Consider the following 23,481-nt stretch of genomic DNA (forward strand, 5'->3'; position numbering starts at 1 on the left):
CCGTGAGCGCCAGTATTACGTGGGCCGGCGAAAGCCAAATCGCCCTGAAACAAAGCCTGCAACAGCCGCTGATTGTTACCCAGTTCATCTTTGCCAACGTGCCGGGACTTGACCCGACCAAGCCGCTCGATCGCGCTGCCGGCAAGCCACCCGCTGAACAGATCGTCCACGTCTATACGATCCCGGAAAAAAATGCCGGCTACGTGAATCCGAACCAAGTGGTGTACAGCGCCCAGTTGGGATCGGATATTGGTGACTGGGATTTCAACTGGGTCGGCCTCGAAGATGCCGATGGCATCTTGTTCGCCGCGTCTTCGGTGCCCCTGCAGCAAAAGCGCAGAAACATTCCGCCGGAGCAGATCGGCAACAACGTCACCCGCAACTTTCTGGTGGCCTTTGACGGTGCGATGCAGCTCACCGGTGTGAAGATCGATGCCAGCACTTGGCAGCATGATTTCACGGTACGCCTTGCCGGCATCGACGAGCGCGAGCGGCTGAGCAATCGCAATCTCTACGGACGAGCATTCTTTTTCAGTGACTCGTTGATGTTCGAAAAAGCGGAGACCGGTTACCAGATCAACGGTGGCACGGCCTACGTCGAGGGCATCCGCGTAGCGATCGCGAAGGCAGAGGCCGTCCAAGAAGTTATCCCAGTAGGCAAGATCTGTTTAGACGTTTGCCTGGAGCGCCAGTTGAACGACCTGGTGGCTGTGTGGAAAGTGGTGTTCGGTGAACAAACTGACTATACCGACGCCGCTGGTGTGCGCCATTACTGTGTACCACTCGCCGATTTTATATCGCCAACCAACATCGTGGACTTGCGCGATGCCGAGCCAGTCGGCGGTGCGTTGATCAAATACCTCGCTTCTCGGACCGGCGACTATCCGTCACTGCGCGCCCGGGCCACCACCAAAGCAGACGTCGGACTGGGCAATCTTCCGAACGCCATCAGCGACGATCCGGCTACCAACAGCAGCCAGATCGTGGCGTCTACGGCCGCGCTGAACAAATTGCAGAAACAGGTCGGGGATTCCATGACTGGCATGGTGGCAGGCTTTGCCATCTCTTGGGCGCCTGAAGGATGGCTGAAGTGCAACGGTGCGGCCGTCTCACGCACAACCTATGCGCGACTGTTCGCATTGCTCGGCGCGCACTACGGCGCCGGCGATGGATCAACGACTTTCAATCTGCCCGACATGCGCGGCTTGTTTCCACGAGGCTGGGACGACGGTCGCGGCCTTGATCCGGGGCGAGCCTTCGGCGCTTACCAGGACATGATGCTTCAATCTCATAACCACGGCGCTTCAGCCGGTGAAGTCGGCAACCATCTACATGCCGCGTGGACGGATGCGCAAGGCGAGCACAGTCACGCCGCGTGGACTGATGTTCAGGGCAACCACCAGCACACCGCCCCGCGCGCGCAAAACAATAACGTGGGCGGTGGCAGTCCTAACTTTACGACAGCAAACCTGCAGAACGGCACCACGGCTCCGACTGATTGGGCGGGTGCTCACTCCCACAACGTTGGTATAGGTGCTGCCGGCGCCCACGGCCATAACGTCGGCATCGACTGGGCCGGCGCTCACAGCCATGCCATTTCCGTGGCCGCAGCGGGCGGTGCCGAGACGCGTCCTCGAAACCTGTCTCTCCTTTTTTGCATCAAGTATTGAGGTCGAGCATGACTGAAAAATTCGTATACCAAACCGACCACCTGGGCATTTTCATTGGAACCGTAACGGCTGATGAATCTCCGCTGGAGCCGGGCGTATATCTGGTTCCTGGTGGTTGCGTCGAAGTGAAGCCGCCTGCAGTACCGGAGCAAAAAGCTGCATGGTGGAACGGCAAGGCCTGGCAGTTGGTGGATTACCTCGGCGGCGTCGTGGTGTACAGCATCGTCACCGGCGAGCCGCGAACGTTGGAAGGCTTTGAATCGGTGCCGGCGGGCTACACCATGAAAAAGCCCGGGCCAAATCAGGTCTGGAAAAATGGCGGGTGGGTCGACGACATCGAAGCGGTTCTGGCGGCACTGCGTGACGAGAAGCTACAAGCGATCGCCACGGGCTGCGCCGGCTACATCGCTGGTGGTTTTACTTCCAGCGCATTGGGCGAGCCATACCGCTACAGCAGCGCCATTGATGACCAGGTGAATCTCAACGGCCAGGTGCTGTTGGGGCTCGACGACGTCTACCCCTGCTATGACATAGACCAGGTGCTGGCCTTCCGGCCGCACACCATCGCCCAGTTGCAGCAAGTCAGCCTTGATCTGGTTCGGTTCCGACGAGCCGCGCAGCAGCATGCCGAGGCGTTACGCCTGGCTGTGGAAAAGGCGCAAAAAGACAAAAACCTGAAAGCGATGAAAGCCATCCGCTGGACTGCGCCGGCATGACCTGGGCACCGGTGACCATGCGCTGGCCAGAGCAGGCCACTCAGTGGCTGGGCGGGCTGTCAGCAGCCAAGGATCTGGCCGGCGGCGAACTGGCCAGCACCGCCGAGCGCCTGGCGGGTCTGAGCGGCCTGGCCAACACCAACCCGGGGCCGGTAGGTGATATGGCCAAAAGCGCGATCGCGGCCGGACGAAAGGCGCTGGCCGAGCAAATGGACCAAGTGCCAGCGTGCCTGGTGGTAACGCCGTTTCAAAACGGTGTGGGGCAGGGCGCGGGGTATCAGCGATTTCTTTCAGCGCCAAATGCGCTGGAACATCTCGCCAAAAAACTCGAGGACGCCAGCGACAGCGGGCGCCCGACCGGGCCGCAATATGCGCTGTCGATCCTATTCCTCGGCACTCGCCTTGAGCAGCTGACCAGCAGCTTGGCGCGATTCAATGCGCTGCTGCCGATCCCTGACCTGGTGCGAACCGAACGCCGGGCGCAACACCTGGTGAAACTGGAAACCGAGAAGTGGGAAATGCCCGGCGCCGGCACGCTTCCGCGCTGGCAGGGTCTGCCGCTGGAGCGTTGCACAGTGATCAAAGCCGCCAAGCAGTCCATGGCGGGGCAGTTGGCGGTGCTGGAGGGCTACGCGGCCGACAGCTCGCCGTTGGCCGATCTGGCAACGCTGGCGGCGCGCAAGAGCGCTCAGCAACAGGTACGGGACAAGCAACTGGCTGACCTGAAAGATTTGTTGGCTGGGGGCAACCCTGACGTGAGCATGCGCGCGCGGATGATCGGCCCAGGCACCGCCGGCGAATTGCGCCGCGAGCTGCTGGCCGGCGATGCGCCTGGCCACGAATGGATTCAATGCGCCGGCCTACTGTTGGTGGGTAGCAAAGAAGGGCTGAGCTTCGTGCAGGAGCTGGTCGGCCTATGACGCTGCTACTCGACGGGCAAAAAGTTCAAGGCAAGAACCTCAAGGTCACGGCCAATCTGCGCATCGAAAGCGGCGATATGTCCGGCCAAACGAGCAACACCGACAAGGCTCACAAAGGCTTCAAGCCCAAGACGCTGGCCGTGTCGCTGATGATCCCCTTCGCGGACAAAACCCAGCTCACCGAACTGCTGCGTTTGGCTGAATCCACCGCCGGCGGTGGTCAGCTCCATCTGTACCGGATTGTTAACGATACAGCCGAGGCCTTCGGTGTGCGCCAGGTGGAGTTCTCCGACGGTGTCAGCGCCCGCGAAGCGGACACGTTGAAAGCCTGGCTGGTGCAATTCACCCTGAGCGAGCGCGAATCGAATCCGGAGAAAGTTGAAGGCCGGCGCGCTGGCAACAAGGTCACCGCGCAAGGCGCTCCCGGTAGCTCAGTGGGTGACGCCGGTACCGGCAATGGTGAATCAACCGGTAGCGATCCCTCGCTGAGCGGCTTCGAAAAAGTGCTCGGGCGTGTAGACAAGTGGCTGGGCGGGAGTGAGCCGGCGTGAAACTGCACAAAATACTTTCGATCAACGGCGCGCCGATCGCGCTGGTCAAGGAGGACGTGCGGTTAGACGCCACCAGCCCCGGCCGGGCGAACTTCACGGTTCAATCTTCGGCGCCGCTCAAAGGGCTCGTGACGCTGGATATCGGCTATAACGAGGGCACGCTGCAACGGCACTTCATCGGCTACGTCGAGCGCTGCACCGCTGCCAACGCGGTAGAGCAAGTGCTGTTCTGTCGCGAGTTGGCCGCTGTACTGGCCAATCCGTTGCCGCTGAATTTGCGCCATGTTGACCTATGTGCCGTGCTGGCCGAGGTCAGCACACAAACCGGGTTGCGGTTTCGTGTACCTGACCGCCCTTATGCCAGCGTGAAGGCGCCGTATTTTTACAGTCTCGCCGCCGGTTACCAGGCGATGGACAGCTTGGCCCGCGTGTACAGCATTCCCGACTTCACCTGGCACCAGTTGGGCAACGGCGAAGTGTTCGCCGGCAGTTGGGCGGATAGTTTTTTCGGCGCACGTGCGCCGCTGCAGATCCCTACGGAGCTGTTTAACGGCTACCAGGGAAACCAGAGCGCGATGGTCGCGGCCCTTCCCGGGTTGCGACCAGGTGCAACGATCAACAACGGCGAGCGCATCACCACGGTGGCACTCGCCAATGACCAGATGGCCATCCGATGGACGACGCAATCCGCCGCGCTGTAGCGCGCCAATTCCCCGAACTCACCGGTGGCTATCACTTGCCACGATTTGCCCGAGTTGTCGCCGTGGCCGATGCGCCGGCGGACGCCGGACTGTGCGACGACTTCCGCCCGCGCTATGCCGTGGATATTGAAGTGCTCGGCGCCGACGACGAACCCGACCCAGCCATGCCGCCGCTCACTGGCGTTCCATTGCCGCTGCCCACCGGTGGCGAAGAAATGGGCATCTATGCATTCCCGGAGGAGGGCACGCGGGTCGTGGTGTGCTTTGCGTATGGACTGCCGAACAAACCCTACATCCAATCGATCTTGCCGCACGGCCTGAGCATGCCGAAGGTGCCGAAAGGTGATCAGGTGTGGCAGCACAGCGATGCAGCCCAGCAGCGCGTCGACGCCGACGGTAACTGGCTACGCCAGACCGATGGCAAGATCCGTGACCAGTCGATTGAGCGCGAGGTTGAGGCCCTGGACAACCGTGAGCAGTTCCAGAGCCACATGCAGACGATCGATGACCATTCCACCGAATCGGTGGGTGGTGTGAAGACGATCGAGGCGCTGGGCGCGCTTAAGCTGATGTCGGGCGGATCCGCGAGCTTGGCGGCGGTGGATGACCTACACCAAGCGACGGGCCGGGATCTGAACGTGGTTGTGGGGCAAAAGCACAACGTTGCGGTAGGGGGCGACATGCAGGAGACGATTAACGGCCTGCGCCATAGCCTTTCAGAGAAAGGTCAACGCTTCGAGGCGCCCAAAAGTTGGATCGGATCTAGTGAAGTGAATCTATTCCAAGTGGTAGGTGAGGTGCTGAGCCTTCTGAAAGAAATGAATATGCAACTGGCGCAGCATACGCATGCGGACAAATCGGTTCCTAGCCCAGCAGATGTTGTTTCTTTCACGTCACGATTGGTCGAGATTTCGGAGCAATTCATTCGCATACAGTCAATCACCTACTGACGTAATAGAGTCCGTTGAAGTTATATCCCATATTTCTGTTCGCGTTTTTCAAACGCCCTATGCCCACCTTCCAAGATTGAGCATACTTTGGATCTAATTCCATGTTCACTTTTAACATCGCCATCCTCAAGCGCTCCCGAGGAGTACGAGATGAGTTCCCCATCATTGCTGGCCACGATGACCTGTTCAGCGTCGGAATTAACTACTAAGTTGGCATTATGGGTGACGATTATAACTTGCCTATATTTCTTTATCGTATTGAACAGAGGGACTAACTGGTTTACGATAAATTCATTGTCTAGATCATCTTCTGGCTGGTCGAAAATGAACGGGCTGCCGAACGGATCTGTTGCTAGCTTCAAACATACGTAAAATGTGCCCCTTTGACCCACTGATAGCCTATTGACTGTGCGGCCTTTATATGTAAAGTCGGCATTCACATACAGGAAGTTTTTTATACTATTTGGTGCGAAAAGATAATTGATAAGCTCGTATCTGCCGCCTTGATTGAAGTATTCGTCTTTCCAAAAAAACTCTTCAATACTTAGTAGTTTGTCTTCGATGGTGATCATTTTGTGGCCTGACAGCAATCGGAAAAAGTCTTCTTTGTTGGAAACGCCGAAAGTCATTTGCAATTTTTCGAGTGAGGTTTTTTCAGCGGTGCCTCTGAATTTTCCTCTGTTAACGCATCGTTCAAGGCCCGAGTAAAATAGAGGTAGATCAAATACCGTCTCGCCAATAATGTTTATATCAATAAGCATATTTTTTACTAAGTTATTTTGCTCTTCATTCCATTCTGGATTGGGCTGTTGAAGTCTTCCGAATGCGGCGTCAACGTCAATGCGCATATTTTCGATGTACGCATTGTATTGTCCTGCGAGTTCGCCTCTACGGGCGACGTAGGTATGATATTCTTGAGTTTTAATTTCTATTTCATCAAGTTTGTTTTTCGCTTGGTCAATGATGTACTGATATTCCGAAATTTTGCTCAAGAGTGAAGAGATATCTTGGTTTATGCCTTGCTCTGAAAATTCTTTACGAATTAGGTCGTTATCTCTTTCCAATGAGATAACGCTTGTTTCTGCGGCTGTTGTGTTAATCGACAGTACTTTCACAATTTCGTCAATTGTGGCGAATGGAGATTTGCTTTCGGAGTCTTTGAAATTATTGTATTCGGTAACTCTAGTGTTTATCAGCGCAATGCTCCGCTCTATTTCGGACTTGATCTCCCGGGATCGATTGATAAATGCATTTTTTTCGTTGATGGTACTCGAGTTTTGCTGGTACCTCTCAATTAGAGCGTTGTTTTGGGGGTTGGTTAAAGTCGATATTAACTGCGTGTTTTTCTCAATTAATGCTTTTTGATATTTTGGCTTATTAATTGGCGTGTTGTTAACGTCTGTAGCATTCCAAAATTCAACAAAAGCCCGGTAAGAGCCCAGTATCGCAGTTAGCTCTTGCGTAGCGACAGGGTCGTATACATTGAATCGTATGCCAAGCATTCGCTTGATTTCATCGCTTAAGGTAGACGGATTTTTACTAAAGTCATGGATCTTTCCTTGGGAAACATGGAGGTAGGCATAAGAACCATCTGCTAAGTCATTAAACTCGATTTCAGATCCATTAATACCGCCCTGATTAATTGTAATTGTAAGTTCCTCTACCGAAACTCCCCTAACCTGTTCTGTGCCTTGGCAGTTTGCTAGTTTTGAAAACATAGCATCTAGGAACAAGCTTTTGCCTGTCCCTCGACCACCTATTATTGCAACCATGTTGGGGTTTAATTGTATGTCTTGGCGTTGAAAGCTTAGCTCGCTGTCGTTGAAGACTTTTCCGTAAATGGATATTTTGCTGAAGTAAGGTTTGATAAAACTGCGCTCGGTAAAGTCATCTGTTTGTTGTACCCTATCTCTTGGCTCGAATATCGTTTGCCGCAGTCCCTGAAAATTTGGTTTCGCTTTAACCCATGTGTATTTTTCTCCAATCTGCTGAAGCGAATGGGCATCAGAGCAACTAAATACGGGCTTGGCCAATGCATCGATGGTGCGGCCTGTGTCTAGAAAAAAATCTCTGTCTCTCGGACGACCAAAGATGAGATGTCCCAGCTTTTCTATCTCTAAAGCTATGGCTACTGATCTGCCATCTGTTCTGTTAGGTTGAAAGCCGCCGTACCCGTTAGGGCATATTGCAATAAAGAAATCCTGGCCGACCCTTAAGACGCTTGAGAGATAGGCAATCAAGTCTTGGTGATCAATAACTATCTGCCCTGCATCTAAGCCGGAAGATTTAACTGATTGCTCAGAGCACCATATTAGCTTGCTATCTGGTGTTGTGTTTTTGATGTTGTATCTCGATAGGTGGTCATTGATTTGTTGTGTGGTCAAATGCTCTGCAAATATTGCATGCAAGTTGATCCATTCTCCGTCCTTGTTGGATTGAGTGATGCGGAATTCAAGATTTCCAAATACTGTAACCTCTGCTCCTTCGTCCATTAGAGCAGCTCTTGCTAGCTCGATTTCATTTTCCTTGAAATAGAAATAATTGGTCACGCCTATTACGGACAAGTTGGCTGACTTGATAGCCTTTGCATAGTCTGCCCAAGTTGCGCTTCCAAAGTTGTTGTTGAGATTGGTTAGGGGGGAGTGAAGGTGTAAATCCCATTTGTTCCAAGTCGAACCAATCATGAATTCTCTCAATGTTTTTGGAAGTATCCTAGGAATATAGCTCTCGTGTTGAGTTTCGCCAGTCAGAGGGGCGGCTTTAGTAGCTATACGTCCGGCAGTCAGACGCGTAGATAGATCCCAATGACGCTTGTGGCATGAAGCTGCAACCGAGCGAATTCGACTACCTGCCAAAAATATCTTACGGAAAAGCACTTATCCCCCTCCCGCCGACGGGCTGTCTGCGTCTTTTTTTTGCAGATTCGAATGTTGTGCAAACTGACTTCCCGCCCAGCACAGCCGCGGGGCAAGTGAAGGAATCGGCAATTGCACGGGATGCAAAGGTTTGCAAAAAAATGCAGGATTACTGCACCAGTCCTGCTACGGGCTGAAAGGGGGAGCGCATAGCCCAACGCCTTTATGTACGGGAGTAGCCACCAGAAAACTAGGGATTTCCGCAATTTTCAAATTCAGGAAAGATCGAAATTCTTGCTGCGATCGGGTACAAAAATGTGAGCCGAAAGTGGCCAGAAGTCTAGGCGTGCGGCCATTCGGCGAAATACGGCCTTTTCACAACTTTGAATAACCGAACCTCAGATAGGGATAGATCAATGTGGGAGTTTTTTGCTAGTGACGTGGGGAAGGTTGCTCTTGGAGGTCTCATCGCGACGACAGGCTCGTTGATCCTATTCGCCTTGGGATGGATAAAGGAGTCGCGCCTTTCATCGAAAAAGCAAAAAATCGAAGCTCAGCACCTTGGCATTCGGCTGGTACTCGTCTTGGATAAGCTGGTAGCCGACTGCTACAACGCGGTACACGATCCACTTTTCACGGATGAACAGGGCTACTCCCATAGCGCGGTGCCAAACCCTGAGTTCACGCTTCCTGAAGGCGGCGACTATCGGGCACTGCCAACGCAGCTGATGTACGACATCATGTCGATGCCCAATCGACTCAACGCCATCAAAGAAGGCATGGAGTCTGTTGGAGAACAATCCTCCCCGCCTGATTACGAAGAGTATTACCAGTACCGGGATGAAAACCTGTCAAAGCTAGGGTTAAGAGCAATCGGGCAGATCGAATCTCTCTGTAAGACATACAAAATCCCACCACCCGAACGGCCTAAGTATTACGCCCCAAAGGAAGACCTAATATCCAAATTGGAAAGAATGGAAGAAATTGACAGGACCCGCGCTAAATTCAGCGGGGCGGTCACGCCGCCTGTGCAGCAATGAGCAATGCGATCATTAATCCGTCCAAAGCCCGTCCAAGCTTGGGATTTGCAGTATGGATATTTTCAAACGTGGGCTGGGAAAAAGGTAATTTTGGTAAGCGAGATATAGAAATGGGCTACAGCCCTCGTAGTGCCTGGCTTTCAGTCATTACCCCAAGAGGTAATTTAAGGTAAGAGTTAGGGTAATAATTTCTGACGTGCCCCATTTTACTGGGTTTGAGGGCTATTAGGAATTACTCGTAGGAAAGGTAATTTTCTAACTTCATACTTACCAAATTATTACCTTTGAGGACTTCTCTCAACGCCACGATTTTCAAGGCTTCCAGAGATCGGCTACCGCTGTATTACCAAAATTACCTTTTTCCCATGGGTCAACATGGAACGTCGAAATGGCCTTCGGGCCCCTGTTCTGCAACCTGGTGCGCAAAACCCATGGGACTGACATGGGACTGAGATTAAAAATCTTGCTCCTCTGCAGCCCTTATAAACCGGGGGGGTGTCCTTAAAAAAGCGCAAACGGGTAGTTTCGAATCTCTCCTTCACCGCCATATTCAGTAAACACAAGCCCCTGATTTTCCTAGAGAAAGTCGAGGGTTTGTGGTTTTTGGCGTTTGGAAAAGTTGCTAAAGGACCACTGGTTCGAAGCCTCTGAAACGTGAGTTGGCAGTCTTTTATTACCAAGAAGTTGTACAAAACCCTGTCACCCGTCGAAATCTCCTACACGCCTCATTGACCCCCCGAACCGTCCCGAGTTTACTGTATGCGCATACAGTAAATTCACTATCAGGTTCGTATCATGAGCGTCACCATCCTCTGCCCTTTGTCAGGCGCGGGCGAAAAGCTTGCGCTGTATTCGTTTCGGATTCCCGCCGGTTTTCCTTCGCCCGCGGCTGATCACATTGAAAAGCACATCTCTCTGGACGAGGTTTTTGATATTCGTGCACCGCACGTTTATCTGGCGAAGATCGAGGGTGAGAGCATGCAGGACGCGGGGATATTTTGCGGTGATCTGGTGATCGTCGACCGCAGCTTGAATGCCGAGCACGGCGATATCGTCATCGCCGGTCTCAACTCCGAACCCATCTGCAAGCGTCTGCATATGCGCGACAACACCATCATCCTTCTTTCGGCCAACAGCAAATATCCGCCTCGCTACGTGATGGAAGGGGATGAGCTGGTGATCTGGGGTGTGGTGACTTACAGCGTGCGCGACCATGGCAAATCGTGAGCAGGTTTTCGCGTTGATCGATTGCAACAGCTTCTATGTTAGCTGTGAGCGAGTGTTCCGGCCCGATCTGGCGAAGACGCCGATTGTCGTGCTGAGCAATAACGATGGCTGCGTGATTGCGCGCAGTTATGACGCCAAGCCCTTTGTGAAAATGGGCGCGCCGTATTTCCAGATTCGCGATGATTTGCGCCGCCATGGCATTCAGGTGTTCAGCAGTAATTACGCCTTGTACGGCGACATGAGCGAGCGGGTGATGACGATCATCGAATCCATGGTGCCGGCGGTCGAGGTGTACAGCATTGATGAGGCGTTCGCCGATCTCAGCGGCATCCCTGGGGACCTGACCGCGTTTGGCCGCACCATCCGCTCTGCTGTTTATAAGCGCACCGGCATCCCGGTCGGCGTCGGCATCGCCCCGACGAAAACGCTGGCCAAGCTCGCCAACCACACCGCGAAACGCCTGCAAGCGCATACCGGTGGCGTGGTCGACATCTGCGATCCGTCCAAACGCGACTGGGTGCTGCGCAATACAGATGTTGGTGACGTGTGGGGCGTCGGTCGACGGATGAAAGCTCATCTGGAAAGCATGCAGATCAGAAGTGCGATGGACCTGGCGAAGGCCGATCCGTGGACACTGCGGCGCAAGTTCAGCGTGGTGATCGAGAAGACCGCGCGCGAACTGGGCGGCACATCCTGTCTGGAGCTGTCCGAGACGGAACCGCCGAAGCAGGAAATTTGCAGCAGCCGCATGTTTGGCAACCGTTTGACTACCATCGAGCCGATCAAGGAAGCCGTTGCTACTTATGTGCATCGAGCGGCGGAAAAGCTGCGTGCGCAGAATTCGCTGTGCAAAAAAATCCGCGTGAGTATCCGCACCGGCATGTTCAATCCGGAAGAGGCCAAGTACGCCAATGGCGCGCTGATCGAGTTGCCTTATCCGACCAATGATGTGCGATTGCTGAGCAAGGTCGCGAGCGAAGCGATCGATCGATTGTTCCGGCCGGGCTTCAAGTACAGCAAGGCTGAAGTGTTATTGATGGATCTTCGGCAGCCCGGAGAGTTTACCGACGACTTGTTTGCCCAGTCGCAACCGCAGACGGCGGAGAAGGTGATGGGGGTGCTGGACCAGATTAATCGACGCTGGGGGCATGGAACGTTGCGAGCGGGGAGTGTGCCGGCGGATCCGGCCTGGGGCATGCGGCGGGAGATGATGAGCTCGAGTTTTACGACGAAGCTGGATCAATTGTGGGTCGTTAAATCCAATTGAGGCTCGGGTGCCAGGCCTGGTGCCGCGCTACAATCGCCGCCATCATTTTTGCAGTAAAGGACGACTTTCATGATCATTTCCACCACTCATTCCGTCGAGGGGCGGCAGATCACGGCCTATCTGGACATTGTCAGCGCCGAGTCTGTGCAAGGGGTCAACGTGATCCGCGATATGTTCGCCGGCATGCGCGACTTCTTTGGCGGGCGCTCGCAGACGTTGGAGCGGGCTCTTAGAGAGGCACGCATTCAGGCCACCGACGAACTGAAAGATCGAGCGCGGGCATTGCAGGCTGACGCGGTGGTCGGCGTGGATTTTGAGATCAGCATGCCGGCAGGCAAGGGCGGCATGGTCGTGGTGTTTGTCACCGGAACGGCGGTGAAGCTGCGCTGATCATTGTGTTCAAGGCAAAGCCCACTCGCACACCGAATGGGCTTTTTTCGCGTCTATCAGCCTTGAGGCTTGAGCAACACAGCGCCTCTTGCGTCATAGGTCAGCGGTGTATCGATGGCAACGAGGGGCGGTGTCCCGTCAGGCTGCACCGATGGTGCGGGCTCGCTGGGATGGTAGACGACGCCCGGCTGCAGAAGCGGTTTGTCCGGGTATTTGATGGTGATTTCACCCGAGGCGATCTTTTCCTTGAGTTTTTCCGCACCGGCCTTGCCGGCAGCGATCTGCTCGTCCGTGAGTTTTACGATTGGCATGTTCGGGAATCCATTGATCTGCATGATCTCTCCTTGAGATTCATTGGTAGGAATAAGGGCAGCGGCCGTTCGATGGAAATCTTTAGCGAGTGATCGCTCGCGACGCTTTTTTCCATTCGTCGGTGATCAGCCTTTCTGAACAGCAAGTCCAGTAGTGACCGGCTAGTCTCAAAAGCGCTGAGGGACGATATTTTCCAGGCAAAACTGTTTTGCCGGTGTCGGCCCGGTTGCGTAGGGGAGAGTCTATGTCAGGTCCATTTATCGAAGATGATGGCGCTGAGTTTTCATTCAACAACTGTGTGCGCTGCGGTCAGTCGGAGTATCAGTCGGGGTTTGGCGAGGATCCGGTCAGCATCGGCAAAATCAAATCCACAGCCCCCAAAGGGCCGAAAGCGAAATTCCTGCCCAAGGTCACGGCAAGGACCAGAAAGTGATTTCATCCCGCACCCCGTCACTGAACGGGGTTTTTTATGTGCGCAAGAATGAGGGGGCGGGCATTGACATTAATGTCGTTTTTTTTTCACAAACTTTTCACGTTGGCCAACGTAGTGTGAAGCCATCCGTTAGAAAGCAAGTCTCCAGCCCGTCTCCCCAGCGGGCTTTTTTTTGCCCGGCATAAAACCTTTTCCCTGATCGCGGTCCAATCGACGCTGTCGCCCGCGTCTGGACTTTCCTGCGCCGAGGGCATTAAATCCCGCTCCTTTTCGTCATCCCGTTTATTTGAGGTTTTCGTCATGCGTTTAACACTGCCTGCTCTGGTTCTTGGCCTTCTGGTTGCTCAAGGTGCGATGGCTGCCGGTGACGGCACCGCGGCGCTGGGCGGTGGCCTGGGTGGCGCGCTGGGTAACGTGGTCGGTCAGAAAATGGGCGGCAGCACCGGTGCCGCCATTGGTGCTGGCGTCGCGGGCGCAGCGGGCAGCGCAGTCGCCGCACGCAAGGGCAGCCGTACCAAAGCGGCGATCGGCGGCGGTGTCGGTGCAGCCGGTGGTTCGGTGATCGGCAACAGCCTGGGCGGCCGCAACGGCGCCACCATCGGTGCAGGTCTGGGCGGCGCGGCCGGCGGTGCCGTCGGCAGCAACCTGGGCAAAGGTCACAAGCGCCACTGAGGCTGATGGCCTGTCAGAAAAAGCCCGACTCGATGTCGGGCTTTTTCATGGCTGAACGTTTCGTGCGAAATCATCTCCAATCTGCATACGCCCCGCTTGGGCGGACTGTCCCGTTTCGGGAACTGCGAGGTTCATATGCGATTGTCATTATCTGCACTGTTTTTTGGCTTGGTCGTGGCGCAGGGCGCGATGGCGGCCGGAGATGGCACCGCTGCCGTAGGCGGTGGTCTCGGCGGTGCGCTGGGTAATGTGGTTGGCGGACAACTCGGCGGCAGCACGGGCGCAGCGGTCGGCGCAGGTGTTGGCGGCGCGGCGGGCAGTGCCGTCGGGGCTAATAAACGCAACCGCACCGAAGCCGCGATTGGTGGCGGTCTTGGCGCAGCAGGCGGCTCGGTTGTCGGCAACAGCCTCGGCGGCTCCACCGGCTCTGCCATTGGCGCGGGCCTGGGCGGCGCAGCCGGCGGCGCGGTAGGTAACAATCTTGGCGACGACGACGGCGGATCTCATTCCGGCGGCCACAAGCACAAGAACAAACACAAAAATAAACATCGCTGATTTATCAACGAAAACCCGGCCTGGCGCCGGGTTTTTCGTGTGTGGCCGTCAGGCAGAGGAACGATTGGCGGCAGGGCTTTTCGAACGTCATACATCCCACACGCTCAAGAGGTGCACCATGACCCCTGAAACTGAAGGCAAAGAAGAGAAAGGCCCGAGTGGATTGCCATTTATCAATGATCCGGGGAATGAAGATCCCGGGTCGCTGATGGACGATGCGACGGTGCCGTTGAATGATGCGGATGAGGCGGATATGGAGTATGAGGAGGATGGGGATGAGCAGTGAATGGGGTGTTGAAAATTTGAGTTATCGCTTAAGGGCCTGACTCAGCAGGCCCCTACAGAGGCCCAGTTCCTCGGAACGAAACGTCGATTCTGTGTGCTGTAATTTTCACAAACTGCCCGTTGAGATGCGGAAAATCGAAGTGAATATCTTGATCCGCAAATTCGACGAATGACTTAAAGGTATCGCCTTCTAAGCGCCCATGAATCTCACATGAGAAACCATCGTCAAGCATCTCGACACGTGTTTCGATGCTTTCACATATTGAGATGTCTATTTCGTCCGGCAGTACCATTTCGAACTCGGCTGAGTAGTTCTCACCTACTTCAATGACTGAGGGGCAGTGGCCTGCGAAACATCTCACAGTCACACCGTTGACGCTGAGCAGTAGCATTTCCTCAATGATTGGGTCGATCTCGACAATACGCGCGGAATATTTGTTAGTCATCTGCGAGCCATGCTCTCGTTTTCAGAGGTTTTGCGGCGGGTCGATTAGTTCATAGAGGTCATCGGAGGGCGATATTTTTTTGATTCTGCCTGAGCCTAGATAAGTCTTGAACTCGCTCTCAAGAAAACTGATGTCAGTGTATTTTTGTACTCTTCAGACCTGTCGGCGGCGTACATATAAAGACGCCACACGTCAAAGCCGTCGATCCTGTTGTTTGGCCCGTAACCGAAATCTACTAACTCTGTGGGAAAATGGATAGCACATCCTACACCATGTAACCCATACTCCAGTCCATCAATAATTTCTCCGCAACGCTCTATCTGGAAACTTTGTCAGAGCCTAAGAATGTTTCGTGTACCAAATTTTTTTCTGCAGCAGCGTTGTTCCTTCTTCGACTTTACTGAGGAAACCTTTGATTAAGTCCTCAAGAGACAAAATGTCACCTGCAAAAGAGCGCTTGATTATTGAATGGTCTAGAAAGGTGTTTCTGTTAAGTACACACTTGGCTCTCTCAATCTTAATGATGATGTAGTGAATTTTAACTCTGACGACATGGATGTGGCGGAAACAGAGTACCTATCCCCAATGAGTTGGATGGATAGGTTTAATGTTTCTTGCGTTGGAATGTTTGATGTTGTCAAGCCTCGAACTTCACTGCACGTTATTCCGATACGGCAAGCATTGTATCCTATTAGATCCCATTTCTTTGGAGGAGTGTCTGGTGTTTCCCTGATGTCAAATGCCAAGGTCAGTGTTGAAAGGTTATTGTCTATGTTCAGGGCGAATAGCTTAATCTCTGAGATAGGTATATGTCTGCTGAATACCATATTGAAAAGTTTGCTGCCCTCTATTTCGTTCCAGTTTTTCATGGTGATCTCCTGAATGGGTAATGATCGCTTGTGTTTTTTACCTTGCCATTCCGCCTGTCATCCGCAGGTCGCACATTTATGTGAGGGCCTTGATCTCCCCGGTTATTTATATCTCCGTATTTATGGCCTGCGGAATGATCTTGGAGGATCAATATAAAGCCATCCTCTCTGGTGTATTTATATTCCCGAGTTATGATTGGCATTCCACTACTGTCCAAGATGTTATTGCCCTTCCTATCTGTCATGTTGGCATAAGTGAATTGCTTCTGCTTGCCGCTAACCTCATCGACTTGAATGTCGGGCTGTTGCCCTTTTGGTATTCCCGAGTCAAGTTTTGCCTTTCTGAACGCGCCTCGCCGAGAAACCAGTGGGGGCTCGATTTCATTAGGTTTTGGACAGCCGGTCGTTTTTCGGCCTTTTGGCGGGCAGTTCGACGTCAACCCCAACGGATCCACCCACCCCGTCGGATTCGGCACGTACTGGTACTGATTCAACCCACCGGCCAGCTTCACCGGATCCGGCGTCAGATACCGCCCTAACCTAGGGTCGTAATACCGATGGCGGTTGTAATGCAGCCCACTTTCAACATCGAAATACTGCCCCTGAAAGCGCAGCGGTTGATCCAGATAGTCTTCGCCGGCCAGGGTGACGGCGGCGACTTTGCCGTAGGCGTCGTATTGGGCGGACCAGACGATTTCGCCGCTGTAGTCGGTGAGTTCCTGTGGGGTGCCTAGGTGGTCGAGTTGGTAGTAGAACGGGCAGGCCTTTTTCGGGCCTTTGCCGTCGAGCATCGCCAGTGGGCGGAAGGTGCCGGGTTCGTAGAGGAAGCTGCGGTATTGCGTGGCGCTGCTTTCGGCGACGAGGTGTTCGCCTTGCCAGAAGAATTCGGTGACGGCGCTGTCGACGGTTTTGCGGATGCGCCGGCCGAAGGCGTCGTAGTGATAAGTGGCGGTCTGGCCGTCAGGGCGGGTCAGGCCGATCAGGCGGTGCTGGCAGTCGTAGCGGTATTCGGTGACCAGAGTCTGGCCGTGGCCACGGCGTTCGCGGATCAGGTTGCCGAAGGCGTCGTAGTCGTAATGGCGGTCGCCCTGCATCAGCAGGCGGTTGCCTTTGATCTGCGCGGGACCGGGGCGGTCCTGCATCAGCAGGTTGCCGGCCGGGTCGTGGGCGAAGGATTCGGGCAGTTCGTCGCGTGAGTGACGTACGCGGATCAACCGGTCGAGGGCGTCGTAGCCGTAGGTGCGCTGGCCGTGGCGGCTGTCAGCAATGTGCTCAAGATTGCCGTTGGCGCTGTAGGCATAATCGCGGCGGTACAGCGAGGCGTGGCGATGGCCTACAGCGTGGGCGAGCAAGCGGCCCTGATCGTCGTAGGAGTATTCGCTGAGCAGCAGACCTTGCTGGCGTTGCTGTTCGCGACCCGACTGATACACATGCCGGGTCAGCGGCGTACCGTTGAGGTCGATGGCGCTCAGCGCACCGCCCTTGGCGTAGTGATAGTCGAGCTTGCTGTTGTCCGGCAGGCGCAGGCGTTTGAGCTGGCCGCAGGCGTCATAGGCGTAGCGCAAGGTGCCCCAGCCCTGATGCTCGGTGATCAGCCGATCCTGACGGTCGTACTCGAACGCCAGCGGATGGTTCTGGCCGTCATCGACACCGATCAACCGACCGAGGCGGTCGTAGTCATAGCGGATCTTGGCGCCATCGGGCAGGGTCTTGACCAGCAAACGTCCAGCCGCGTCGCGCTCGTACCGGGTGACCAGACTTGGACCGAAATCACCAAACTCGGTCTTCTCCAGCAGATGCCCATTGAGATCGTAGGCATACGCAGTCCGGCGTCCATCAAACCCGGTTTCCTGTCGGATCAATCCGGTCGGCGTGTAATCCAGTCGGTATTTTTCTCCCGATTCGTTTTCAATCTCGGTCAGCAGCAACCGCGCATGGTCATAGCGATACTGCACGCGGGTGCCATCGGGGTTGATCCGCCGCGAGACCAAGTGCAGGTCATCGTCATATTCATAGCGGGTGATACGACCGAGCTCGTCGCGCTCAGCGGTGATCTGCCCGTAGGCGCCGTAGCTGTAGGCGCGCGTGCTGCCCGTAGGAGAAGTCGTCAGGATCAGTCGGCCGGCGGCGTCCCACTCCTGACGACTGACAACACCAAATTCGTCCTGGGTGGTAATCCGCCGTCCCAGCGCATCGTAGGAAAAACGCCGCACGCCGCCGTCCGGCAGGGTTTCTTCGATGAGCTGGCCGAGCTCGTTCCACACCCAGCGGTGGCGGCTGCTGTCCGGGTAACGCAGCGACAGCAATTGCCCGCGCAGGTTGTAGTAGTAATGGGTGACCTGACCGTCGGGAGCGACCGCTTCGGTGACGGCGCCTTCGGCATTGCGCCGATAGATCCACTCCGCATCACCACGGCAACGCTTGTAGAGAAAACCGTTGCGGTACTCGTAGGACGTTGGTGCATCGTCCGGCGGAATCAGCGCGATCAGCCGTCCAAGTTCGTCGTAGCGATATTCGGTGACCGCGCCCAACGCATCCTGCTCGGCGATCAAACGGCCCTGCTGGTCATAGGCCTTGAGCTGCTCGCCACCATCGGCCGCAACCTGGCGCACCAGCCGCGCGCGCTCGTCGTGGACGTAGACTTCTTCGGTACCGTCGACGTAATGCACGGTCACGCTGGCGTCGTCATCGTTCCAGACGTAACGGGTGTTCATCTGCGAGAACGAAGCCCAGTGCCTCACGCAGCGGGCGGCTTTGCCCTCACGCTGCCACTCCCAGAAGAAGCTCGCACCGCCAGTCAGCTGGCGCTGGAGGATGACGTGGTGATCGTCGTAGTCGTAGCGCTCGCTGTCGCGGACCGCGTTGGTCGCAACCAGCAGGCGTTGCCGGGCATCGAAGCTGTAGGTGGCGAGGTTTTGCTCGGTGATCCACTCGCCCTGAACAAACACCTGATAATCGACCGCCACCAGTTGCGCGCGGTCATACCGCAACAGCAGCGCGCGGCCGGCGCCGTTGTCCAGACGCTGAATGCGGTCGGAGCGATCGCGTTGCAGGGTCAGACGATTGCCGTAGACATCGCTGATTGTGGTCAGCCGGCCGGCGCGAAAGTGGTAAAACCGCGCGCTGTCGCCGGCCAACGCCAGAATCAGTTCTTCCGGTTCATCACCAAGAAAGATCGCCGCCCGCGACAGGCTGTTGTGAATCGCCGGGCGCGCGACGTTGGGCAGGGGAAAACGGGTGCGGCGGTTTTCGTGGTCGATCCAGATCACGCCATCGCCGTCGAAGGACAGGCGATGCGCGAGCGTGTGGCTCCAGCCAAAACCCAGGCCGATGTCGATCTCGACCGCGCTGCTGCGGTACAAACGGGTGAACTCGAAGGGCAGCACGCCATCGAGCACCGCGTCGGTCAGGGTCAGCAGTTCTTCGCCGGTGACCATCGACACCGGGCAGCCATTGGTACAGGTTTTGGGCACGCAATCGGCGGCATCGCCGTTGGGGTTTTTCGCCTGGTCGGGCGCGTCGTCGTGTGGCTCGTGGCGCTCAAGGCGCGCCATGTTTTGAGATTTGTCCCGCGCGAGTGGCGCCGGATTCGGCACGCTCAACACAACTTCATCGGCTTGGCGAATGTTCAGCGGAATCGATGGAGTCGGCTTCAGCTCCACCTCGCGGGCATGAAACATCAGCGGCTTCAGTGTGCTCGCGTGCTGCTTGAGCTCCGGCGTCGAAGTCAGCTCAGCCAGACGCAAGGCTGACGCGGCCAGCCATTCCCGCGCCCGTGGCGACTTGATCTTCGCCAGGACCTTGCTGCTCAAACGCAGCGATACGCCGGCACCCCCGGCGACGCGCATCAACAGGAAACTGATGAGCAACTCGGTGCGAACTTCGGCCACCACCTCGGCGAGGTATTGCGGCGGCAGCATCTTCAGCCAACTGGTGAACGCGGCCAGATGAATGAACAGCAACGGCTCGTCGCTGAGCATCAACAAAGCGTTGGCAATCGCCTCGCTGGAAGCCGCCAGCAGCGCCTCAAGTTCGACTTCGCTCAGGTATTCCAGGAGCTTCGCGCTGTGCTCCTGCAGATCGGCAAGTAGGGCGAACAGTTGTTGAATGTCATCCCAGACGCCATTCAAAGCTTTTTCCAGACCGCGCCAATCGGCCCGTTGCAACTGCCCGTAACGATCAAGAAAACCGGCGCTGGAAAACTCCGTCCATTGCGGTTGGAAGCCTGTCCATTCGCTGCGCAGCCAGCCTTCAAGACCGGCAATCACGCCTTCATATGAGGCATACAGGGCGCGGACATGGTCGGTAGAAACATCGGGAAAGAAGGTGACGCGATAGCGCTGGCCGCGCATGCAATCGGTCACCTCGAGAATCCCGCTCGGGCCGATGGTGTAGCGCAGTGGTTCGCCGAAGGTCAGCACACCGTCGACGTCGCTGAGCAGCGGTTCGAGGGTCACCGGGGTGTCGCCGATCGGCACGAAGCGCGCGGTTTCGAACAAATGCACCAGGGTCAGCGGCCCGTTGGCCGGGCACATGACTACCGATGAGCTGATGGGGGCGCGCGAGGTGATCGGCGCGCTCAGTTGTACGTCATTGCCAACCTTGAACACTTGCTCGATGTCCAGCGCGGTCCCGGTCCAGAACTGCTCGGCCCAGGCGTCGTAGTTGTTCAGGCACAGGCGGAACTCGTCGATCAGCGCTTCGAAATCGGGCTGCTGGGGATTCAGGGCGGCCACCACCAGCAGTCCGATGCTGTTGTTCAGGGCCAGGAGCCGATCGGGTTGAAACATTCGCAGTCGCTCGCGCATGTGAAAAAACGGGAGCGCGGACTTTGCGGGGGATCAAAAAGGAAAGAAGTCGGGGAAGTAGGCAGTGTCTGTAGGAGTTTTCGCTAAATGCGAAAAGGCGTCGATGGCATTGCCCGTTGCTCAATGTCCATCGGCCTCGCTATGCTGCTGAACCCATTAATCAGATCCGCGTTGCGGCACGTTGCCTGTCGCCCGGGATGTCTTTGTTAACGGATCCGATGATGAATGCACCGCTGACGACGTTCGGCCCGATCAAGGCCGTGATTTTCGATATGGACGGTTTGCTGCTCGACACCGAGGGCATTTACACCGAGGTCACCTCGCTGATTGCCGGGCGCTACGGGAAAACCTTCGACTGGAGCGTCAAACAAAACATCATTGGTCGCGGTGCCAATGACCTGGCCAAATACGTGGTGCAGGCGCTGGAGTTACCGATCACTCCGGAAGAATTTCTGCAGATCCGCGAGCCGCTGATGCGCGAGCGTTTCCCCAAGGCGCAGGCGATGCCGGGGGCCGAAGCGCTGGTGCGTCACCTCAAAGCGCACAACATCCCGATCGCGGTGGGCACCAGTTCGTCGCGCCAGTCGTTCGGGCAGAAAACCACCTTGCACCGTGAGTGGTTTGCGCTGTTCGATTTCATCGTCACGGCGGACGATCCGGAAGTTGGCGCGGCCAAACCGGCGCCGGATATCTTTCTCACCGCTGCCAGGCGTCTGGGCGTCACGCCCTCGGATTGTCTGGTGTTCGAGGATTCGCCGTTCGGCGTCACCGCCGCGAAAGCGGCAGGCATGACCGCAATCGCCATCCCCGACGCAGCGATGGCCGATGAGAAATATGCTCACGCTGACGGCATTATTCGTTCGCTGAAAGCATTTATGCCCAGCGCCTTTGGCCTGCCGGCGCTGGAACTGGCTTGACCGTCCACACAAAAACGCCGCCCCTCCTATAAAGAAAGGCGGCGTTTTTTCTTGCCGGTCTGTCAGGCGCCGAAACCACCGTCGATGGTCAGGCTGGCGCCAGTGATGTAACCGGCTTCCGGCCCGGCCAGATAGGCGACGAAGCTGGCGATTTCATCGGCGGTGCCGTAACGACCGACGGCCATCAGCGGAATCAGGCTGTCGGCGAATTCGCCATGGGCCGGGTTCATGTCGGTGTCGACCGGGCCAGGTTGCACGTTGTTGATGGTGATGCCCCGTGGGCCGAGGTCGCGGGCCAGGCCTTTGGTCAGGCCGACCAGTGCCGATTTGCTCATCGCGTACACGCCGCCACCGCCGAAGGGCATGCGGTCGGCGTTGGTGCTGCCGATGTTGATGATCCGCGAGCCTTCGCCCATGTGTTTCGCTGCTTCCTGCGAAGCAATGAACACGCTGCGCACGTTGATGGCCAAAGTCTGATCGAAGTCTTCCAGTTTGAAATCTTCCAGCGGCGCGATGGCCAGTACGCCGGCGTTGTTGACCAGAATGTCCAGCCGGCCAAACGCTTCGACGGTGGCGCTGACGGCGTGGCGAATCGCGCCGGCATCGGCGCTGTCAGCCTTGATCGCCAAGGCTTTGCCGCCGTTGCCGGTGATGCTGTTCTGCAGTTCTTCGGCTTTGGCGGCGGAGCTGACGTAAGTGAAAGCGACGGCGGCGCCTTCAGCGGCCAGGCGTTTGACGATGGCTGCGCCGATGCCGCGTGAACCGCCTTGAATCAGAGCGACCTTGCCGCTGAGGTGTTGAGTGGTCATGTTCGATCTCCAAGTGTTCAAGGCGGAATGCCTTGGTGTTGGTGCCGAGTATCGGCCTGGCATCGACAACCGGGTAGACCATGATTGCTATAGTCTGTGTAAACCAGAAGTTTATAGTGGCGATCATGGAAACATTCAGCAGTATCGAATGCTTTGTGCGCAGCGCCGAAGTCGGCAGCTTTGCCGAAGCCGCGCGACGCTTGAGCCTGACCCCGGCGGCAGTGGGCAAAAGCGTGGCGAAACTGGAGGCGCGGCTCGGCGTGCGGCTGTTCCAGCGCAGTACACGCAGCCTGACCCTGACCGAAGCGGGGCAGCTGTTTTTGAGTGAAGTCAGCGCCAGCCTGACCACCATCCAGAATGCCGTGGCCAATCTGGCCAGTGCCGGCGGGCAACCGGCCGGCACGCTGAAAGTCAGCATGGGTACGGTGTTCGGCCGTCTGTATATCGTGCCGCTGCTCGGTGAGTTTCTGCAGCGTTATCCAGCGATCAACCCGGACTGGCATTTCGATAACCGCCAAGTCGACCTGATCGGACAGGGCTTCGACGCGGCGATTGGCGGCGGCTTTGAACTGCCGCAAGGTGTGGTTGCGCGCAGGCTGACACCGGCGCATCGGGTGTTGGTGGCATCTGAGGACTATCTGCAAAAACATGCGCCGATCAGCCATCCCGATGACCTCAAGCAACACGACGGCATTCTGATTCGCTCACCGCAGACCGGGCGCGTGCGCTCCTGGCAACTGACTCACCGCGATCAGCAACACAGTCCGCTGACATTGCGGGCGCGGATGACCATGAGTGATTCCGAGGCTGCCTGTGCAACGGCGATGCAAGGTTTGGGCATTGCGCTGGTGAGCATGCCGTTTGCGGTCGCGTATCTTCAGGCAGGGACGTTACAGCGAGTGCTGCCGGACTGGTTTGTCGATGACGGCAACATTTCGATCTATTACGCCGAGCACAAATTGTTGCCGGGCAAGACCCGGGCGTTTGTGGATTTCGTGATTGAACAGTTTGCTGAGCAGGGACTGGGGCGGCGGTTTAGTGCTATCTGAGCCAGGCACCAAACCGAGTTGCGGCTATCGCGGGCAAGC

23 protein-coding genes are annotated in these 23,481 nt (G+C 56.2%); 16 read left to right on the plus strand and 7 right to left on the minus strand.

What is annotated here, in order from left to right; all coding sequences use genetic code 11:
- The first annotated feature begins 2 nt into the window (after positions 1 to 2).
- From V8J63_RS06495 to V8J63_RS06520, 6 genes are read left to right on the plus strand one after another with little or no spacing between them, the layout of a single operon-like run.
- The gene (locus tag V8J63_RS06495) at positions 3 to 1,670 is read left to right on the plus strand and encodes a phage tail-collar fiber domain-containing protein (RefSeq protein WP_336463786.1); all 1,668 of its coding nucleotides are present in this window, start codon (positions 3 to 5) and stop codon (positions 1,668 to 1,670) included.
- Positions 1,671 to 1,678: 8 nt separating this feature from the next.
- Positions 1,679 to 2,386 (plus strand): DUF4376 domain-containing protein, encoded by a 708-nt coding sequence (locus V8J63_RS06500; protein WP_336463787.1) that lies wholly within the window; start codon positions 1,679 to 1,681, stop codon positions 2,384 to 2,386.
- Positions 2,383 to 3,306, plus strand: a complete 924-nt coding sequence (locus tag V8J63_RS06505; protein ID WP_336463788.1) for a hypothetical protein — start codon at positions 2,383 to 2,385, stop codon at positions 3,304 to 3,306. Before V8J63_RS06500 ends, V8J63_RS06505 begins: the two co-directional genes overlap by 4 nt.
- On the plus strand, positions 3,303 to 3,857 hold the full coding sequence (locus V8J63_RS06510) for a baseplate complex protein (protein ID WP_336463789.1): 555 nt from the start codon (positions 3,303 to 3,305) through the stop codon (positions 3,855 to 3,857). The genes V8J63_RS06505 and V8J63_RS06510 overlap by 4 nt, the downstream gene beginning before the upstream one ends.
- Complete coding sequence (locus V8J63_RS06515; protein ID WP_336463790.1) at positions 3,854 to 4,558, plus strand: hypothetical protein; 705 nt, start codon at positions 3,854 to 3,856, stop codon at positions 4,556 to 4,558. Before V8J63_RS06510 ends, V8J63_RS06515 begins: the two co-directional genes overlap by 4 nt.
- Positions 4,531 to 5,508 (plus strand): hypothetical protein, encoded by a 978-nt coding sequence (locus V8J63_RS06520; protein ID WP_336463791.1) that lies wholly within the window; start codon positions 4,531 to 4,533, stop codon positions 5,506 to 5,508. The genes V8J63_RS06515 and V8J63_RS06520 overlap by 28 nt, the downstream gene beginning before the upstream one ends.
- A 20-nt stretch (positions 5,509 to 5,528) precedes the next feature.
- Here the strand turns inward: V8J63_RS06520 and V8J63_RS06525 are convergent, their stop codons facing one another.
- Complete coding sequence (locus tag V8J63_RS06525; RefSeq protein WP_336463792.1) at positions 5,529 to 8,384, minus strand: TrlF family AAA-like ATPase; 2,856 nt, start codon at positions 8,382 to 8,384, stop codon at positions 5,529 to 5,531.
- 395 nt (positions 8,385 to 8,779) lie between these two features.
- Here V8J63_RS06525 and V8J63_RS06530 point away from each other — a divergent pair, with 395 nt between their 5' ends.
- The 4 genes from V8J63_RS06530 (at position 8,780) to V8J63_RS06545 (ending at position 12,287) form a co-directional block, all read left to right on the plus strand.
- Positions 8,780 to 9,403: a hypothetical protein gene (locus V8J63_RS06530; protein WP_336463793.1), complete on the plus strand. Its 624-nt coding sequence runs from the start codon at positions 8,780 to 8,782 to the stop codon at positions 9,401 to 9,403.
- 795 nt (positions 9,404 to 10,198) lie between these two features.
- Positions 10,199 to 10,630, plus strand: a complete 432-nt coding sequence (locus V8J63_RS06535; protein WP_336463794.1) for a LexA family protein — start codon at positions 10,199 to 10,201, stop codon at positions 10,628 to 10,630.
- Positions 10,617 to 11,897 carry a Y-family DNA polymerase gene (locus tag V8J63_RS06540; protein ID WP_336463795.1) on the plus strand — a complete coding sequence of 427 codons (1,281 nt, stop codon included), beginning with the start codon at positions 10,617 to 10,619 and terminating at the stop codon, positions 11,895 to 11,897. The genes V8J63_RS06535 and V8J63_RS06540 overlap by 14 nt, the downstream gene beginning before the upstream one ends.
- Positions 11,898 to 11,966: 69 nt before the next feature.
- Positions 11,967 to 12,287, plus strand: a complete 321-nt coding sequence (locus V8J63_RS06545; RefSeq protein WP_336463796.1) for a YbjQ family protein — start codon at positions 11,967 to 11,969, stop codon at positions 12,285 to 12,287.
- Between the two features lie 56 nt (positions 12,288 to 12,343).
- On the opposite strand, the gene V8J63_RS06550 is transcribed toward V8J63_RS06545, so the two are convergent.
- A complete protein-coding gene (locus tag V8J63_RS06550) occupies positions 12,344 to 12,622 on the minus strand; it encodes a hypothetical protein (protein ID WP_264364806.1) in 279 nt (92 codons plus the stop codon).
- Positions 12,623 to 12,843: 221 nt separating this feature from the next.
- Here V8J63_RS06550 and V8J63_RS06555 point away from each other — a divergent pair, with 221 nt between their 5' ends.
- The 4 genes from V8J63_RS06555 to V8J63_RS06570 all read left to right on the plus strand — a co-directional run bounded on the left by V8J63_RS06555 (position 12,844) and on the right by V8J63_RS06570 (position 14,545).
- Positions 12,844 to 13,032 carry a hypothetical protein gene (locus tag V8J63_RS06555; protein ID WP_024012286.1) on the plus strand — a complete coding sequence of 63 codons (189 nt, stop codon included), beginning with the start codon at positions 12,844 to 12,846 and terminating at the stop codon, positions 13,030 to 13,032.
- 300 nt (positions 13,033 to 13,332) lie between these two features.
- Positions 13,333 to 13,704 (plus strand): hypothetical protein, encoded by a 372-nt coding sequence (locus V8J63_RS06560; protein ID WP_016773803.1) that lies wholly within the window; start codon positions 13,333 to 13,335, stop codon positions 13,702 to 13,704.
- A 135-nt stretch (positions 13,705 to 13,839) separates the two neighbouring features.
- Positions 13,840 to 14,259 (plus strand): YMGG-like glycine zipper-containing protein, encoded by a 420-nt coding sequence (locus V8J63_RS06565; RefSeq protein WP_024012287.1) that lies wholly within the window; start codon positions 13,840 to 13,842, stop codon positions 14,257 to 14,259.
- 118 nt (positions 14,260 to 14,377) lie between these two features.
- Entirely contained in the window at positions 14,378 to 14,545 is a 168-nt protein-coding gene (locus V8J63_RS06570; RefSeq protein WP_016773805.1) for a hypothetical protein, read from the plus strand.
- 52 nt (positions 14,546 to 14,597) lie between these two features.
- Here the strand turns inward: V8J63_RS06570 and V8J63_RS06575 are convergent, their stop codons facing one another.
- From V8J63_RS06575 to V8J63_RS06585, 4 genes are all read right to left on the minus strand, one after another.
- The gene (locus V8J63_RS06575) at positions 14,598 to 14,990 is read right to left on the minus strand and encodes a hypothetical protein (protein WP_130887520.1); all 393 of its coding nucleotides are present in this window, start codon (positions 14,988 to 14,990) and stop codon (positions 14,598 to 14,600) included.
- 95 nt (positions 14,991 to 15,085) lie between these two features.
- Positions 15,086 to 15,310, minus strand: a complete 225-nt coding sequence (locus V8J63_RS27720; protein ID WP_442963514.1) for a DUF6896 domain-containing protein — start codon at positions 15,308 to 15,310, stop codon at positions 15,086 to 15,088.
- A 153-nt stretch (positions 15,311 to 15,463) separates the two neighbouring features.
- Entirely contained in the window at positions 15,464 to 15,859 is a 396-nt protein-coding gene (locus V8J63_RS06580; RefSeq protein WP_130887519.1) for an Imm50 family immunity protein, read from the minus strand.
- On the minus strand, positions 15,856 to 20,649 hold the full coding sequence (locus V8J63_RS06585; protein ID WP_336463797.1) for an RHS repeat-associated core domain-containing protein: 4,794 nt from the start codon (positions 20,647 to 20,649) through the stop codon (positions 15,856 to 15,858). Before V8J63_RS06585 ends, V8J63_RS06580 begins: the two co-directional genes overlap by 4 nt.
- Before the next feature lie 239 nt (positions 20,650 to 20,888).
- On the opposite strand from V8J63_RS06585, the gene V8J63_RS06590 reads away from it, so the two are divergent.
- Positions 20,889 to 21,584 carry an HAD-IA family hydrolase gene (locus V8J63_RS06590; protein WP_130901659.1) on the plus strand — a complete coding sequence of 232 codons (696 nt, stop codon included), beginning with the start codon at positions 20,889 to 20,891 and terminating at the stop codon, positions 21,582 to 21,584.
- A 62-nt stretch (positions 21,585 to 21,646) separates the two neighbouring features.
- Here V8J63_RS06590 and V8J63_RS06595 read toward each other — a convergent pair whose 3' ends face one another.
- Complete coding sequence (locus V8J63_RS06595; protein ID WP_016773811.1) at positions 21,647 to 22,393, minus strand: 3-oxoacyl-ACP reductase family protein; 747 nt, start codon at positions 22,391 to 22,393, stop codon at positions 21,647 to 21,649.
- Positions 22,394 to 22,518: 125 nt separating this feature from the next.
- Between V8J63_RS06595 and V8J63_RS06600 the strand changes: the two genes are divergently transcribed.
- Positions 22,519 to 23,442 (plus strand): LysR family transcriptional regulator, encoded by a 924-nt coding sequence (locus tag V8J63_RS06600; RefSeq protein WP_130887518.1) that lies wholly within the window; start codon positions 22,519 to 22,521, stop codon positions 23,440 to 23,442.
- The last annotated feature ends 39 nt before the right edge of the window (positions 23,443 to 23,481 follow it).

Origin of the sequence: Pseudomonas sp. CCNWLW23, from assembly GCF_037095675.1 — a bacterium.
In the GTDB taxonomy this organism is placed as follows: domain Bacteria; phylum Pseudomonadota; class Gammaproteobacteria; order Pseudomonadales; family Pseudomonadaceae; genus Aquipseudomonas; species Aquipseudomonas atacamensis.